Here is a 15,578-nt window from a genome sequence, read left to right as displayed (position 1 = left end):
GTCTGCAAGCACCAGGCTGTCACTCGTCTGGTGCTTGTAGGACAGCTTTTATTTAGTAACGAATAGAAAGGAGTTTCGCTATGTCCAATGAAATGTACCAATTAATCGCTATTGTACTCTATATGTCGACAATGATCTTTATAGGTTGGTATGCGTATAAGCGCACTTCAAATTTGACGGATTACATGTTAGGCGGACGTTCACTCGGTCCTATGGTAACGGCATTAAGTGCAGGAGCGGCAGATATGTCTGGCTGGCTACTAATGGGACTTCCGGGCGCTATTTTTATGAATGGGCTTGTCGAGACGTGGATTGCTATTGGTCTGACACTGGGCGCATATTTAAACTATGTGATTGTCGCGCCCCGTCTCCGTGCTTACACACAGGTATCAGGCGATTCGATTACGATACCAAGTTATTTGGAAAGCCGATTAAAAGATTCGTCACGCCTGCTTCGTGTTGTTTCGGGCATTGTCATATTGATTTTCTTTACATTTTACGTCTCTTCTGGAATGGTAGCTGGCGGGAAATTTTTCCTAAGTTCGTTCGGTTTGGACTATCACATAGGATTACTTATTGTCTCGGCTGTCGTAATTTTTTACACACTATTTGGAGGATTTTTGGCGGTCAGCTATACAGATGTTGTGCAAGGTGTGATTATGTTCTTTTCATTATTACTCGTTCCAATCTTTGGCCTATTCCTTACAGGTGGTTTTCAAGAAACGACACAAAGTATTCGGGAAGTTGATCCGCAATTGCTCAACTTTATTTCGGGGGCATCATTCCTTGGTATTGTCTCTGCAGTTGCATGGGGACTCGGTTATTTTGGTCAACCGCACATCATCGTTCGTTTCATGGCAATTAGTTCAGTAAATGAAATAAAAAAAGCCAAGCATATTGGTATAGGTTGGATGATATTGAGCTTGTTTGGCGCGGTAGGAACCGCTCTTGTCGGAATAGCATATTATCAACAAAATAATTCTACGCTTGCGGATGCAGAAACAATTTTTATCGTTCTCGGACAGATCATTTTTCATCCATTTATCGGGGGAGTTGTACTAGCAGCCGTTTTAGCAGCCGTTATGAGTACCATTTCTTCTCAACTAATCGTTACTTCATCAGCTTTGATTGAGGATTTATACAAAGCTGTTATTAAAACAGATGCATCCGATAAACAGTACGTTTTCTATGGTCGGATGGCTGTTTTAATCGTATCTATAGTAGCTATGTTTCTTGCCTGGCCTAACAATGAATCAATTTTAAGCATTGTTTCGTTTGCTTGGGCGGGGTTCGGTGCATCATTCGGTCCGATTATTTTGCTCTCACTTTATTGGAGGAAAATTACTGCAAAAGGAGCACTTGCCGGAATAATTGCGGGAGCGGTTACTGTCTTAATCTGGGGGAATGTTGAGATACTAAAAACTACATTGTATGAAATTGTGCCTGGCTTTATCATCTGCTTCGCTGTAACATACATTGTAAGTATTGTAACGTATCGACCGAATTCAGAAATCGACAAGGAATTCACTGAAGCCTTAAAGTTACTGGAAAAAGAAAAATAATTCATTGTAAAAGCGAAGCGACTAGGTGAAAACCTTTAGCTTCGCCTTTTCCACTTAACTATACACTCACTTCAATTCACAGTATGATGGAGAGCGAATACAGAATATGCAGTAAAGGATGATCCCTATGAGCCAGTTAATGAAAAAGTTATATATGATGACCGACTTAAACGACATCGCCGAACTAATGAGCATATTTCTACAAAAGCCCATCGTGATTGAGAACAAGCAGTTTTCTTTGCTGGCATACAGTTCCCATCAAATCGAGCTGTTTGATGATGCGAACAAGTCGACTATTTTTACAAAACAGTGGCCGTTATCTATAGTTGAGGCGTTTATGAATGCGGGTATTATCCAACAGTTAGAAACGGTCAAGGGTCCTTTCCGTGTACCTCGTATGGAAAGCATCGGTCTCAATCCTCGCACCGTAGTTAGCGCAACTTACAATGGCCATGTATTCGGTTACATCTGGGTTCGAGAAACGGACGGTCCGCTGACAAATGAACAAATATTGTTTTTAGATGAAGTATCAGTCCATGTAGGAAGGTTGTTACATCAAGAAAATCAACTGAAAGTAATGGAAGAGGAGAAGAGCACACGATTTTATAAAAAGGTGATTAATAATTCATTTAAAACACAAGAAGAAATGAATGAGGCAGCCTCTTTTTTGACTAGTGCACCTACTTCATCTCACGCCATAGCTATATTCTCCTTGTCCAATAAGGAAGAAGAAATCTTGGCGGAGTTGCTTGAAACTACTAACCTGTTCATCAGTGCGCTTAACGAACGGGGCATCTTATTTGCTGACGGATTAAATATTGTGGCGGTAATTGGTACTAGTTCTTCGAGCGATGATTTATCTGCGACAATGAAGCAACTTGTATGTACGGTATTAAATCAGTTTCAGTTAGCTACTATTTACGCAGGGATAGGGCAAGTATACGCAGGCTTACCGCAAATTCGAACTAGTTATCTAGAAGCGCAAACCGTAATTCAGACAGCACAGTTTCTAGGTAATCCTTCCCTAGTCCCTTTTGAGTACCGCGAGCTAGGCGTACTTCGTTATTTAAAAACGATTGCAGCGTCCAATCATGATATGAACTATGTCAATAAAGATCTTCAGAAGCTACAGCGTAAAGATCGGGAAAGTCAAACCGAACTGTTGCGAACGTTAGAAGTATATTTGACGACTAATTGCCGCATTAAAGCGGCAGCAGAACAACTATTTATCCATACGAACACACTGAAATATCGCTTAAAACAAATTACAGAAATGACCTCTATCAATTTCGGAGACTTTAGTGCCAATTGTCAGTTGTTTATTGATTTACAATTGTTGAAGAGTAAGGAAGCTGCAAAAGAAGATTTGAGCTGACGTAAGATCTGCTCATGAGCGTTTCGTTCGATTGTTAAAGGTGCGAGAGATAGCTTATACCGCGTGTATGAAAGGTTCCCTATCTAACAAGTAATATCTTCGAAAGTTTGAAATTGCCCCTGATTTACTTGAACCTAAAAAAACATATGTACCAATAGAGTGTATAGACGAATTAATGCAGTGATCTTCTTGAAGTCTGCAATAGCTATACAGATTTTAAAAAGAATTAACAAATTATTTGAAAACTGTTGACAATGCCAAGTGAACATTGTAATATCGTATACAATATATCGCTTCAGACTAAGAATGGAACTAGTAAAAATGCTTAGTGTCTTTGTAGAGAGTCGGTGGTTGGTGAAAATCGGCAGGCACGCATTTTGAACTCATCCGTGAGTCACTCCCTGAAAGTTACTAGTAGGGGATGTCGGTTTCCTCCGTTATCGGGATAGACAGTGATTGCTGTCGACAAGTGGATTTGTTATCATGACAAATCAATTAGAGTGGTACCGCGAGTATAACCTCGTCTCTATATTTCTATATAGAGTCGGGGTTTTTTATATTTTTTTAAAAAAAGGAGTGCAATGAGATGAACAGAAAAATTTGGGTGTTTGATACGACGTTACGTGATGGTGAACAGGTACCAGGGGCTAAACTAAATCTTTATGAAAAAGTAGAAATCGCACAGCAACTCAAGAAGTTGGGCGTCGATATTATCGAAGCTGGATTTCCTGCTTCATCTCAAGGTGATTTTGATGCGGTGAAAGCGGTTGCTCAAAAAGTGGGTAACACAAACGATATTATGATCACTGCACTAGCTCGTGCTGTAAAAGCTGATATCGATTCCGTCTACAATGCGGTGAAATATGCTGAAAATCCAATGATCCATATGGTGCTTGGAACATCCGATATTCACGTAGAGAAGAAGTTCAATAAATCTAAAGATCAAATTCTACAAATAGGCGTAGATGCTGTAAAATATGCTAAAACATTACTTCCACAAGTTCAATATTCAACGGAAGATGCCTCGCGTTCAGAATTTGAATATCTATGGCATACGATTGAATCTGTCATGAAGGCAGGGGCTACGATGATCAACGTGCCTGACACAGTAGGCTTTGCGGAACCTGAAGAATTCGGAGCAATGATTTACAAATTAAATGATCGAATGAAAAACTTGAATCCAGACGTATTATTAAGCGTTCATTGCCACAATGATTTAGGTATGGCCACAGCGAATACACTAGCCGCGGTGAAGAACGGTGCAGATAAAGTAGAGTGTACAATTAACGGTATCGGTGAACGTGCAGGAAATGCAGCGCTTGAAGAAGTCGTCATGGCATTGAAAACAAGAAGTTCCATCTATAACGTCAATACACAAATTAATACGAAAGAAATTATGAATACTTCACGTTTAGTATCGAGTTTCATGGGACTAGACGTGCAAGTGAACAAAGCGATTACGGGAGATAATGCTTTCGCCCATTCTTCCGGAATCCATCAAGACGGCTTGTTGAAATCAAGAGATGCCTATGAAATCGTTCATCCAGAAGATGTAGGTTTAGATGATATGGAACTTATCTTGACTGCACGTTCTGGACGTCACGCGGTGAAAAATGCGCTTGAAAAACTAGGATTTGCTCAATTAGATTCAAGTGATTTTGAAGGGATTTTTGAAGGGTTCTTAGCATTAGCAGACGTTAAAAAAGAAGTGTATGATCATGATTTATATGTAATTGTAGAAAGCTATTATGAAAAACATGACAAAGATCACGTCACCAACTATAGTGACCATTTCTTTGAATTTGAAGATTTGCAAGTCGTTAGTAACTCTAGCTTCCCTTCAGCGAGCGTAAAAATTCGTAGAGGTGAAGAAACCTTTAAAGCAAGTGCCGTTGGATCAGGTCCAATTGATGCGCTGTATTCGGCAATTGCTGATATTACAAAAATCCCAGTGAAGCTAGTGGAGTATGATATTAGCAGTGTTTCGCGTGGTAAAGATGCGCTAGGTAAAGTGAAAATTACAATTGAGCATGAAGGTGAAAAATACGTTGCCAAAGCTGCTGATACAGATATTTTGAAGGCGAGTGGATTGGCTTATATGAATGCAATCAATAGTGTAATCGTAGAACAGATTAAGGAAACAGCTAAGCAACTCCATGAAGTAACTAGTTAATTTGAAGTGAAAAAGGCAGAAGCCCAAATGGACTTCTGTCTTTTCTTATGTGTAAATATAAAAATAAATGTCTATTGTCTGTTGTTTTCAAAGTATATGAGATACTTACGACGGAGGAATCTATTTAATTTGTATTTATATTCCATGAATATTACCCTCGGATACTTTAATGATGTATAGTACTAAAATGTCGCCCGTAAAGAAACGAGCACTGAGGGATTCTTTATATAACACTCAATCTTTTATTAGTTTATCATTTTACTAGTATAACGTGTGGTGGCTGGGTGTGAATAAACCGTTATTCATTTATGGACTATTGAACCATATAAAATATTATTTTTAAAAGTGAATGATAGTGTAATTTTATCGTTATGATTTGGTGGTTTTTTTCTAAAGTTCATCGATATATTCAATGAATAATAGGATATTCATTTTACAGGTATTGATTAGGTAAGGAATATTCAGAAATTTTTGTTGACTTTATAGAGTCGTTGTATTAATGTATTCCTATACATAACACATACACCTTTAACCGTTAAGTATATGTTATACTTCAAAATGTCAAATGACTAATATTAAAGGGAGGATTTACCATGTACAATCCGGAAATTGAAAGCGCATCCAATCAGGAAATGAAGGTATTGCAGTTAAACGGTTTGAAAAAGACAGTAACAAACGTATACGGGAATGTTGAATTCTATAGACAGAAATTCGACGAACTTCAAATTAAGCCTGAAGATATCTGCTCCTTGGAGGACATTAAAAAACTACCGTTCACGAAGAAAAAAGACTTTCGTGATCAATATCCATATGGCTTATTTGCAATACCAATTGAGGAAGTAACTCGAATTCATGGATCTTCGGGAACTAGTGGAAAACCAACAATTGTAGGTTATTCTGAAACAGATCTGAAAAATTGGGGAGTGCTCGTTGCGCGCGCTATTGTAGCAGCAGGTGGGAAGAAATCAGATGTTTTCCATAACGCGTATGGCTATGGATTATTTACAGGTGGACTAGGATTACATCAAGGTGCTGATGAGTTAGGTGTTGCCACGATTCCTATCTCTGGAGGTAATACAGAGCGTCAAATCACGATAATCAATGATTTACAACCACGTGGAATTTGCGGAACACCATCCTATGTTTTAAGTATAGTTGAAAAGATGGAAGAGTTGGGTATGGATCCACGAAAAACAAATCTGGAATATGGTATTTTTGGAGCGGAAGCTTGGTCAGAAGGGATGCGCCAGAAGCTGGAAAGTAAATTAGATATTAAAGCAGTAGATATTTATGGACTAAGTGAAATCATGGGTCCAGGAGTGGCAATTGAATGTCATGAAGTGCAAGACGGACTTCATATTGCAGATGATCATTTTTTTGTAGAGGTAATAGATCCAGATACGCTAGAACCTGTTGCTGATGGTGAAACCGGTGAATTAGTATTTACTAGCTTGCAAAAGGAAGCGCTTCCAATCATCCGCTACCGGACAGGAGATATAGCATCAATTACGCGGGAAAAGTGTAAGTGTGGCAGAACGACGACTCGGATGTCTCGTGTTAAAGGAAGAACAGACGATATGATTATCGTTCGAGGTGTAAACGTGTTTCCATCTGAAATCGAGCGAGAGCTACTTCAAATAGATGGCCTTGCACCTGTTTATCAAATCCAGCTAATTCGTAAAGGTGTCATGGATGCTATTGAGTTACACATTGAAGTGGATTGTACGATTTACGATCAAGTGGGTGGTGACTTAAGTCATGAATCCATTGTGCTTATGAAACGCAAAATTCAGCATCAACTGAAAAATGCATGTCTAATATCGGTAGACGTCGTACTCAATGCTCCGAAGACGCTTCCAAGGTCTGAAGGAAAAGCGACGCGTATCGTGGATCGACGAGAACCCACAGCTGTGAGTATGTAAAAATAACAATGGATAAGGGGGTGAGTGAATGGGGGACTTTTTACAGTTTACATTAACAGGGATCACAATTGGTAGCATTTATGCGATTGTAGCTTTAGGCTTTGTCACCATTTACAGTGTGACGAAAGTAATTAATTTAGCACAAGGTGAATTTGTAATGCTTGGTGGATTGACGATGTTTTCACTAGTATCCGCAGGAGTTCCATACTGGCTTTCGTTTATTGCTACCATTTTCTTTGTGACAATGATCGGATGGTTGATGGAATTTATCCTCGTCCGCAGAGCAAAAGGCGCTGACGCCATTAGCTTGATCATCTTGACAATTGGAACTTCGATATTCATCCGTGGTGTGAGCAGTATGGTGTGGGGGAAAGATCAGCATCGAGTGGATTCTTTCACGGATAATACACCAATCACTTTTGGAGGGGCTTCTGTTACACCACAAGCAATTTGGGTCGTATTAATCATGCTGTTAGTCGTTGCCCTTATGTATATGTTCATAGATAAAACAATGATTGGAAAAGCATTTCAAGCATCGTCTGTCAATCCAATTGCCGCTCGCTTGATGGGAATCAGCCCTACGCGAATGTCTTCGTTTTCGTTTGTCTTGAGCGCTGCACTAGGTGCAATAGCGGGTCTTGCAATCGCTCCGATTATTTTTCCGGCATACGACATGGGAGCTATGTTGGGGATTAAAGGATTTTCAGCAGCGATCTTAGGAGGGCTTGGCAGTGCACCGGGAGCAGTTATAGGTGGTCTTTTGATAGGGTTGTTTGAATCTATGGGTGCTGGATACGTCAGTTCTGGAATGAAGGATGCTATTACATTTTCAATCTTCTTAGTAATACTACTGATAAGGCCGAACGGTATCTTAGGTGAAAAAACCATTGGAAAGGGAGGGTTGTAATGAAATTACGTGGCGTTCAACAGACGAAATGGTGGGGCGTAGTAATATTCTCTTTGGCAATCCTCGCATTTCCATTAGTAGTTACACAATCATTCTTCATTACACAAGCAACTTTCGCAGGTATATACGCAATTATAGCAATTGGCTTAGGTTTATTAATGGGGTATGCCGGACAAATCTCTTTGGGACAGGCAGCGTTTTATGGGATAGGAGCATATACTACATCCGTTCTAACTACAACGCTTGGTTGGAGCCCTTGGCTAAGTTTACCGGTAGCCTTGTTAGTATCCGGTCTTCTAGCATTCGTTATGGGATATACGATGTCCAGGTTAAGTGGCTATTACTTAGCCATGGCAACGCTAGCTTTTGGGATTATCGTTCATACTTTGCTCGTTGAATGGAAAGGAATCACAATGGGCGCGTCAGGTTTGTATGGAATTCCTCAGTTATCACTATTCGGTATGACAATTAATCAGGGAGTTCCATATTATTTCTTAGTGTGGTTCTTTGTCTTGATTGTATTAATTCTTTCATTAAATATTGTTCATTCCCGAGCAGGACGGGCGCTTCGTTCCATTCATGACAGCGAAATTGCGTCAAGTTCAATGGGGGTCAATACGGGTCAATACAAGATGCAAGTCTTTGTTTTGAGTGCTATGTTTGCAGGACTTGCTGGATGGCTGTTTGCTCATATGAGTTATAGTATTTCACCTTCTGCGTTTACGTTTGACGCATCAATCCTTTTCCTGGCGATGGTTGTATTGGGTGGGAGTGGAAGTGTTTGGGGTGCATTGATTGGGACACTGCTGATCCGCTTGGTCGGAATTACTGTTCATGCACTCGGCGAACAGTTTCCATTCATCACTAGTGACTTTGAACATGTGATTTATGGATTGATCCTGATTTTAGTTGTCATCTTCTTACCACGTGGGTTGTTCCCTACAATTACAAGCTGGTTTGATACCGCTTCAATTAAACGGACAAAGAAAAAAGAAGCATTGGCGGTTGTACCAGTGAAAAGGAGTATTTCATAATAAGGAGGCGATGAACATTGTTACAAGTAAATTCAGTTACAAAAAGGTTTGGCGGGGTTATCGCAAATAGTGATGTTAGCTTCACCGTGGATGAAGGGCAGATTGTCGGGTTAATCGGACCTAATGGGGCTGGGAAAAGCACAATGTTCAACATGATATCTTCAATTTTTCCTCCGACAGAAGGCAGTATTTTATTTTGCGGAGCGAAGATCGATAAGCTTCCTTCGTATAAAGTGGCTCCGCTAGGTGTTTCACGTACCTTTCAAAACCTACAAGTTTTTAAAAGTATGACAGTCATTGAGAATGTAATGGTAGGCCAGCATATGAGAACAAAACAAAACGTAGCAGGATTTGCATCAATGCTTCTAGGTATTACAAAAAATGAACGTAAAGTTTATGAAGAGGCTATGGAAGTTTTACAGTTTTTCCATTTAGAATCGGTTTTTGACCAAAAAGCATCCAGTTTATCGCTCGGTAAATTACGTCTTTTGGAATTTGCCCGCGCCTATGCGACAAGACCCAAACTTCTTTTGCTGGATGAAATTGCAGCCGGATTGAACCATAGTGAGACATCTGAAATGAGTGCATTGATCAAAAAAGTACGCGATACAGGGGTCACAGTTTTGGTTGTCGAGCATGACATGGATCTTGTCATGAGTATTTGCGATAAACTCATTGTCTTAGATCAGGGGATAAAAATTGCGGAAGGTACTCCAAGGGAGATTCAAGCGGATGAGGCAGTCATTACTGCTTATTTAGGCGCAGAAGTCGAGGAGGAGGCAATATGAGTCAACAGAAGTTACTTGAAATCATCAATTGTTCTGTCAGCTATGGACCGATTCAAGCATTAAACAACGTATCGTTATCTGTTGAACGTGGAGAAGTTGTCGCATTACTCGGCGCAAATGGAGCAGGAAAAACAACACTTTTACAAACAGTTTCAGGGTTACTCCGTCCAACAACTGGGCAAATTATCTACCAAGGTACAGATATTACCGGAATGAACGCGGAGAAGATTGTCGAAAAGCATCTAATTCATGTACCTGAGCATAGACAAATATTTTCTACAATGACAGTACTAGATAATCTATATTTAGGTGCTTACCATCATCGTAGATCGACTAACAAACAAACGATAGAAGCAAATATGAATAAAGTGTTTGAATTGTTCCCTATTTTAAGTGATCGTAAGGAACAACTTGGTGGAACGATGTCTGGTGGGCAACAACAAATGCTAGCTATTGCAAGAGGAATGATGGCAGAGCCTGATTTATTACTATTAGATGAACCAACATTGGGACTTGCCCCACTTATCGCCAAAGACGTATTAGAACTTGTACGTGATTTACGGGCTCAATTTGGAACGACTATTTTATTGATTGAACAAAACTTGAATGCTTCACTTAGGATTGCTGATCGAGGGTATGTTATCTCCCATGGCGAAATCATTAAAAGTGGAAGTTCAAATGAATTACTAAATGATCCAGAAGTGAAGGAAGCCTATTTGGGCCATACAGTACATTGATAATGGAGGATGAGAATATGTTCAAAAAGTTACCGATGATTTTCTTATCAATTATTACCGCGATTATTTTAGCTGCATGCAACGATGCAGATGCCGAAAAGGCTGATGGAGGGGAATTAACTGAATACAAAATTGGAGCAATATACTCCAAAACAGGTCCAAATAGTCCATTAGGTGAACCAGAGTGGAATGCGACTAAACTATTGGAAGAAAAGATTAACAAAGAAGGCGGAATAGATGGTATTCCAGTGAAGATAATTTTAGCTGATGATGAATCAAGTCAAGAAAAGGCAACCCAAGAAGCTAACCGCTTAGTGAACGATGAAAACGTCTTAGTACTGCTTGGATCTTCAGGAAGTGGTGAAAGTTTGGCGATGAAAGGGATTGCAACGCAACAGCAAGTTCCCATGATTTCAGCCGCAGCAAGCACACATATTGTTGAGCCGGTTGACCAGGCCAAGTGGGTGTTTAAGACACCACAATCAGATAGACAAGCAGTAGAACGTATCTATATGCACTTGAATGAGCAGGGAATTGGCAAAATAGGAATAATCAGTGATTCCAATGCATTTGGTTCGAGTGGAGCAGAACAGTTGGAAGGGCTTGCCGAAAAATATGGTATTAAAATTGTAGCAAAAGAAAACTACAATACACAAGATCCAGATATGAGTGCCCAAGTAACAAAAATAAACAGTGCAAAAGCCGAAGCAATTGTTGTATGGGGAACTAATCCTGGCCCTGCTGTTGTAGCGAAAAATACGCATGATCTGGGCGTAAAGTTGCCGATTTTAGGAAGTCACGGCATTGCCAACCAAAACTTCATCTCTTTGGCGGGAGAGGCAGCAGAAGGAGTAGTAATTCCGACAGGTAAACTACTATTCCCTAATCAAATTCCTAAAGATGATGTCCAATATGATGTTGTATCAAAATTCTATGATGAATATACAGCCAAATACGACAGCGAACCGACCAATTTTGGATCTTATGGTTATGATAACGTTATGTTAGCTGTGGAAGCCTTGAAGAACGGTGCCATTGACCGTGAGTCTATTCGTGATTATTTGGAAAACAACATTCAAGAATGGACGGGCGCGACAGGCGTCTTTAATTATACATCCGAAGATCACAACGGACTTGGACCAGAAAGTTTCGTCCTGGCTACTGTTAAGGATGGAAAGTGGACATATCTAGAATGATATCTAAGACACTGCTGTAGTGCAGTGTCTTTTCTATTGAGGCTACCTTAGAAGAGGATGAATCCTTTGATGATTTCGTTTAAGTGCTCCTCTTAATGTCTACCAATCTAGTTATATTACGAAGGAATATGGAGTAGTAAAAGAAACATAAATTATTCTGAATACGCAGTTGACAACGCTTACAAATTCGTTTAAGATACTAAATATAACACAAATTAAATAGACGTTTAGCAATTGTTATACTTAAAAGATGTTAACATTCTTCCGAAAGAGAGGGAATTAGAATATGACCAATGAACAGAAAGTTTATGATGTTACTATAATCGGTGGCGGTCCCGTTGGTTTATTCACTGCTTTCTATGCAGGGATGCGTCAAATGTCTGTAAATCTAATTGAAAGCCTTCCACAGTTGGGCGGTCAACTTTCAGCTTTATATCCTGAAAAGTATATTTATGATATTGCAGGATTCCCAAAAATAACAGGGCAAGATCTAATTAATAATTTGGTCGAACAAATGTCCCAATTCGAACCTACTGTCACATTAGGTCAGGATGTTCGCGAAGTTGAAAAACAAGATGATGGGAACTTCAGAATTACAACGAATAAGGAAATATATTTTTCTAAAGCGATCATCATTACGGCAGGAAATGGAGCATTCCAACCTCGAAAATTGGATGTTGAAAATGCAGATCGATTTGAAGATAAGAATTTGCATTACTTCATTAAAGACCTACAATACTTTGCAGATAAAAATGTGCAAATTTTTGGTGGTGGTGATTCTGCTGTGGATTGGTCACTTATGCTAGAGCCTATTGCTAGTAAGGTAACACTCATTCATCGTCGTGATAAATTCCGTGCACATGAGGCAAGTGTAGAAAACTTAATGAACTCCAAAGTAGAAATCAAAACACCGTACACACCAGTATCTTTTGTTGGAGAAGAGAAGATTGAGCGAGTCATACTTAATAAAGTTAAAACGGAAACAACAGAAGAAATCGCAGTCGATGAAGTCATAGTCAACTACGGATTCGTCTCTTCCCTAGGTCCGATTAAAGATTGGGGATTGCAAATTGAAAAAAACAGTATCGTTGTTAACTCTAAAATGGAAACAAACATCGAAGGTATTTATGCTGTGGGTGATATTTGCACGTATGAAGGAAAGGTTAAGCTTATCGCTAGCGGTTTTGGTGAAGCCCCTACAGCTGTTAGCAATGCTAAGGTCTATATTGATCCAACAGCTAAAGTCCAGGCAACTCATAGTACAACACTAATGGAACAAAAGGAAAATAATAAACGACAACAGGTCCCAGTCAGTTCTTGAACATTTGACTAGATTAAAGGAGGACGCCTCTTATGGCTACACATACTATTGTTGACCAATCAACTTGCATAGCTTGCGGCGCATGTGGTGCGAGTGCACCCGATATTTTTGAATATAATGATGAAGGATTTGCATTCGTTCATCTGGATAACAATGAAGGTACAGCGGAAGTAGATGAAGATTTAATCGATGACTTAGAAGACGCTATAGAAGGTTGTCCAACGGATTCTATTAAAGTGTCGGACCAACCAATCGTCCTAGAAACAGTCTAATATTTTTTTACCCCTACGTATAACGAGTTTTCGATAAATTTAATTAAATTGTTATATATAATTGTTTGAATATAGAATGCGATATAAATCGTTTATGCGGGGGCGTGCTTTATTAACCTATTCAGAAATTAAAGGAGGAATTGGATAAATGGTTACGATGAAAGTACTTACAGAAAATGAGAAAATGGAACACTTTATGGAGCGTATAGAGAACGGAGATAAAATCCAAGCAGATGATTGGATGCCGGAGGAATATCGCCAAACATTGATCAAACTTATTTCCATGCATGGCATTAGTGAAATCATGGGAGCACTTCCTGAGAAGGAATGGGTACCGAAAGCACCGTCACTTTACCGTAAACTCGGTATTATGGCAAAAGTGCAAGATGAGATGGGACACGGTCAGTTGTTACTTCGAGTAGCTGAAGACCTTATGAAGCCCTATGGCAGAACTCGTGGCGATTTAATGCAAGATTTGTTTGATGAAGACTTGAAGTTTCACAATGTTTTTCATATGGAGACAAAAACATGGGCAGATGCAGGTTTGATAGGCTGGTTAGTAGATGGAGCAGCAATCATTACACAAACAAATATGCTAGATGCTTCTTATGGCCCTTACGCTAAAGCATTACAACGTATTTGTGCAGAAGAAGTTTTCCATGCGCAACATGGGGAAGCAATCATTATGGCGCTTGCTGAAGGAACAGATGAACAAAAGGCAATGGTCCAAGACGCACTCAACCGCTGGTGGCCTGCGCTTCTTATGTTCTTTGGACCGCCAAGCAAGGAAACTACAGGCACATCCAAGCAAGAGGCAACGATTAAATATCGTATTCGTAAAAACACAAACGAAGAGTTGCGTCAAAGTTTCTTGGATAAATATATACCAAGGATCCTATCACTTAGTTTAACGATTCCAGATTCCACATTGCATTACGATGATGAAAAACAGCTGTGGAGCTATCAGCAGCCAGACTGGGCAGAGTTCAAAAAGATCATTACAAATAATGGACCAAAATCACAAGCGCGCCTCAATCTTCGCCGTTCATCCTATCAGAACAACGCGTGGGTACGTGAAGCGTTAAGTGCAGTTATTCAATAAAGGAGCGATGGAGAATGTCAGAGAATACATTTTATCAGGAATTTGAAGTATTCAGTAAGCGTACACCTACTGCATCATACCAGCACCAATTCGATTTGCTGGCACCAAACGAAGATATGGCACTTATCATGGCACAAGAAAACTTTATGCGCCGTGAACCGGTTGTCGATATTTGGGTTGTGAATAAAAAGCATATCCGCAGTATGAATCAAGAAGAACGTCTTTCACTGAAGCGTCTGGATAACAAAGATTACCGTACTACAAAGGGCTACGGCTATCTGCGTAAAAAGTGGCGTGAATATGAACAAGGCATGCTGGATGAAAAGGAAATCCTATCTTGGGCGGGGGGGAGAAAGAAATGAGTAACGTAGAGAAGATGATGAGTGCAGAAGAAAAAGAAGCATTAGAGGCGCTATTATTTCAATTGGCGGATGATGATTTTCTATTTTCATTTCGGGCTTCGGAGTGGTTAGGCCTTGCCCCACACATTGAGGAAGATGTTGCATCCTCCTCAATCACACAAGATACGATGGGTCATGCAGCGATGTACTATAAGTTGCTAGAAGATCTTGGTCTAGAGAAAGCAGATGATCTTGCTCATCTGCGTTCTGCAGAAGAGCGTAAAAATAGTATCATTACTGAACGAGTAAATGGTGACGGCTACTACATGGACACACCACAATATGACTGGGCTTACACAGTTGTCAGAAGTTACTTCTATACACAAGCGAAAAAAGTGAAAATCGATTCTCTTCGCGAAAATTGCTCTTATGAACCGCTTGTTGATCTTGCTATAAAAATAAATATGGAACTCTACTACCATGCGATGCATTGGAAAGTATGGTTTGAGCAACTGTTGAGCTCGACGGAAGAAGCGAAAAGCCGAATGGTTAACGCAATTGAGTTAGTCGTTCAGGATATGGGTGACTTATTCTCTTATGGAGATCAGAAAGAAGCGATAGAGCGTTTTGGTTTGATTGGAACTGAAGAAGAACTACAAGAAAAGTGGATGGAAGCAATGCGTCCAACCTTTGAAAAAGTGGGAATTAATTTGCCGGAAATACCAAGCCCAAAACTGAATGGTCGTAATGGACAACATACGGAAGAATTACAGACAGCAATCGATACACTTTCTGAAGTGTACAGACTTGATACAGCTACTAGCTGGTAATAGAAAGAAAGAGGTGTT

Annotated in this window: 14 protein-coding genes and 1 other annotated feature; all 14 genes read left to right on the top strand. The window is 39.8% G+C overall.

Going from position 1 to position 15,578, the window contains the following annotated elements:
• Positions 1 to 80 precede the first annotated feature (80 nt).
• Entirely contained in the window at positions 81 to 1,562 is a 1,482-nt protein-coding gene (gene putP / locus ORD22_RS10895; protein ID WP_317646006.1) for a sodium/proline symporter PutP, read from the top strand.
• Between the two features lie 127 nt (positions 1,563 to 1,689).
• Positions 1,690 to 2,937: a PucR family transcriptional regulator gene (locus ORD22_RS10890; protein ID WP_317646005.1), complete on the top strand. Its 1,248-nt coding sequence runs from the start codon at positions 1,690 to 1,692 to the stop codon at positions 2,935 to 2,937.
• Positions 2,938 to 3,230: 293 nt separating this feature from the next.
• Positions 3,231 to 3,468 (top strand) — a binding site (T-box leader).
• Between the two features lie 55 nt (positions 3,469 to 3,523).
• Positions 3,524 to 5,110, top strand: coding sequence for a 2-isopropylmalate synthase (locus ORD22_RS10885; protein ID WP_317646004.1), 1,587 nt, complete (start codon positions 3,524 to 3,526; stop codon positions 5,108 to 5,110).
• A 593-nt stretch (positions 5,111 to 5,703) separates the two neighbouring features.
• Entirely contained in the window at positions 5,704 to 7,032 is a 1,329-nt protein-coding gene (locus tag ORD22_RS10880) for a phenylacetate--CoA ligase family protein (RefSeq protein WP_317646003.1), read from the top strand.
• A 28-nt stretch (positions 7,033 to 7,060) separates the two neighbouring features.
• The gene (locus ORD22_RS10875) at positions 7,061 to 7,939 is read left to right on the top strand and encodes a branched-chain amino acid ABC transporter permease (RefSeq protein ID WP_317646002.1); all 879 of its coding nucleotides are present in this window, start codon (positions 7,061 to 7,063) and stop codon (positions 7,937 to 7,939) included.
• Positions 7,939 to 8,973 carry a branched-chain amino acid ABC transporter permease gene (locus ORD22_RS10870; protein ID WP_317646001.1) on the top strand — a complete coding sequence of 345 codons (1,035 nt, stop codon included), beginning with the start codon at positions 7,939 to 7,941 and terminating at the stop codon, positions 8,971 to 8,973. The genes ORD22_RS10875 and ORD22_RS10870 overlap by 1 nt, the downstream gene beginning before the upstream one ends.
• Positions 8,974 to 8,990: 17 nt before the next feature.
• Positions 8,991 to 9,761, top strand: a complete 771-nt coding sequence (locus tag ORD22_RS10865) for an ABC transporter ATP-binding protein (RefSeq protein ID WP_317645999.1) — start codon at positions 8,991 to 8,993, stop codon at positions 9,759 to 9,761.
• Positions 9,758 to 10,498: an ABC transporter ATP-binding protein gene (locus tag ORD22_RS10860; protein ID WP_317645998.1), complete on the top strand. Its 741-nt coding sequence runs from the start codon at positions 9,758 to 9,760 to the stop codon at positions 10,496 to 10,498. Before ORD22_RS10865 ends, ORD22_RS10860 begins: the two co-directional genes overlap by 4 nt.
• A gap of 17 nt (positions 10,499 to 10,515) precedes the next feature.
• Positions 10,516 to 11,694, top strand: coding sequence for an ABC transporter substrate-binding protein (locus ORD22_RS10855; protein WP_317645997.1), 1,179 nt, complete (start codon positions 10,516 to 10,518; stop codon positions 11,692 to 11,694).
• Positions 11,695 to 11,980: 286 nt separating this feature from the next.
• Complete coding sequence (locus tag ORD22_RS10850) at positions 11,981 to 13,015, top strand: NAD(P)/FAD-dependent oxidoreductase (protein WP_317645996.1); 1,035 nt, start codon at positions 11,981 to 11,983, stop codon at positions 13,013 to 13,015.
• A gap of 32 nt (positions 13,016 to 13,047) precedes the next feature.
• The gene (locus ORD22_RS10845) at positions 13,048 to 13,287 is read left to right on the top strand and encodes a ferredoxin (RefSeq protein WP_317645995.1); all 240 of its coding nucleotides are present in this window, start codon (positions 13,048 to 13,050) and stop codon (positions 13,285 to 13,287) included.
• 148 nt (positions 13,288 to 13,435) lie between these two features.
• Positions 13,436 to 14,389, top strand: a complete 954-nt coding sequence (paaA, locus tag ORD22_RS10840) for a 1,2-phenylacetyl-CoA epoxidase subunit PaaA (protein WP_317645994.1) — start codon at positions 13,436 to 13,438, stop codon at positions 14,387 to 14,389.
• Between the two features lie 14 nt (positions 14,390 to 14,403).
• A complete protein-coding gene (paaB, locus tag ORD22_RS10835; protein WP_317645993.1) occupies positions 14,404 to 14,751 on the top strand; it encodes a 1,2-phenylacetyl-CoA epoxidase subunit PaaB in 348 nt (115 codons plus the stop codon).
• The gene (gene paaC / locus ORD22_RS10830; protein WP_317645992.1) at positions 14,748 to 15,560 is read left to right on the top strand and encodes a 1,2-phenylacetyl-CoA epoxidase subunit PaaC; all 813 of its coding nucleotides are present in this window, start codon (positions 14,748 to 14,750) and stop codon (positions 15,558 to 15,560) included. The genes paaB and paaC overlap by 4 nt, the downstream gene beginning before the upstream one ends.
• Positions 15,561 to 15,578 lie beyond the last annotated feature (18 nt).

The organism is Sporosarcina sp. GW1-11 (genome assembly GCF_033088395.1).
Lineage (GTDB): Bacteria > Bacillota > Bacilli > Bacillales_A > Planococcaceae > Sporosarcina.
Note: the sequence above shows the minus strand (reverse complement) of the source record. Positions and strands in the feature narration are given on the sequence as shown.

Excerpts from the sequence above, each read along its gene's own strand:
- ORD22_RS10875 (WP_317646002.1), top strand. The coding sequence starts at position 7,061 with ATGGGGGACTTTTTACAGTTTACATTAACAGGGATCACAATTGGTAGC.
- paaC (WP_317645992.1), top strand. The coding sequence starts at position 14,748 with ATGAGTAACGTAGAGAAGATGATGAGTGCAGAAGAAAAAGAAGCATTA.
- putP (WP_317646006.1), top strand. The coding sequence starts at position 81 with ATGTCCAATGAAATGTACCAATTAATCGCTATTGTACTCTATATGTCG.
- ORD22_RS10855 (WP_317645997.1), top strand. The coding sequence starts at position 10,516 with ATGTTCAAAAAGTTACCGATGATTTTCTTATCAATTATTACCGCGATT.
- ORD22_RS10880 (WP_317646003.1), top strand. The coding sequence starts at position 5,704 with ATGTACAATCCGGAAATTGAAAGCGCATCCAATCAGGAAATGAAGGTA.
- ORD22_RS10885 (WP_317646004.1), top strand. The coding sequence starts at position 3,524 with ATGAACAGAAAAATTTGGGTGTTTGATACGACGTTACGTGATGGTGAA.
- ORD22_RS10850 (WP_317645996.1), top strand. The coding sequence starts at position 11,981 with ATGACCAATGAACAGAAAGTTTATGATGTTACTATAATCGGTGGCGGT.
- ORD22_RS10890 (WP_317646005.1), top strand. The coding sequence starts at position 1,690 with ATGAGCCAGTTAATGAAAAAGTTATATATGATGACCGACTTAAACGAC.
- ORD22_RS10845 (WP_317645995.1), top strand. The coding sequence starts at position 13,048 with ATGGCTACACATACTATTGTTGACCAATCAACTTGCATAGCTTGCGGC.
- ORD22_RS10860 (WP_317645998.1), top strand. The coding sequence starts at position 9,758 with ATGAGTCAACAGAAGTTACTTGAAATCATCAATTGTTCTGTCAGCTAT.
- paaB (WP_317645993.1), top strand. The coding sequence starts at position 14,404 with ATGTCAGAGAATACATTTTATCAGGAATTTGAAGTATTCAGTAAGCGT.
- paaA (WP_317645994.1), top strand. The coding sequence starts at position 13,436 with ATGGTTACGATGAAAGTACTTACAGAAAATGAGAAAATGGAACACTTT.
- ORD22_RS10870 (WP_317646001.1), top strand. The coding sequence starts at position 7,939 with ATGAAATTACGTGGCGTTCAACAGACGAAATGGTGGGGCGTAGTAATA.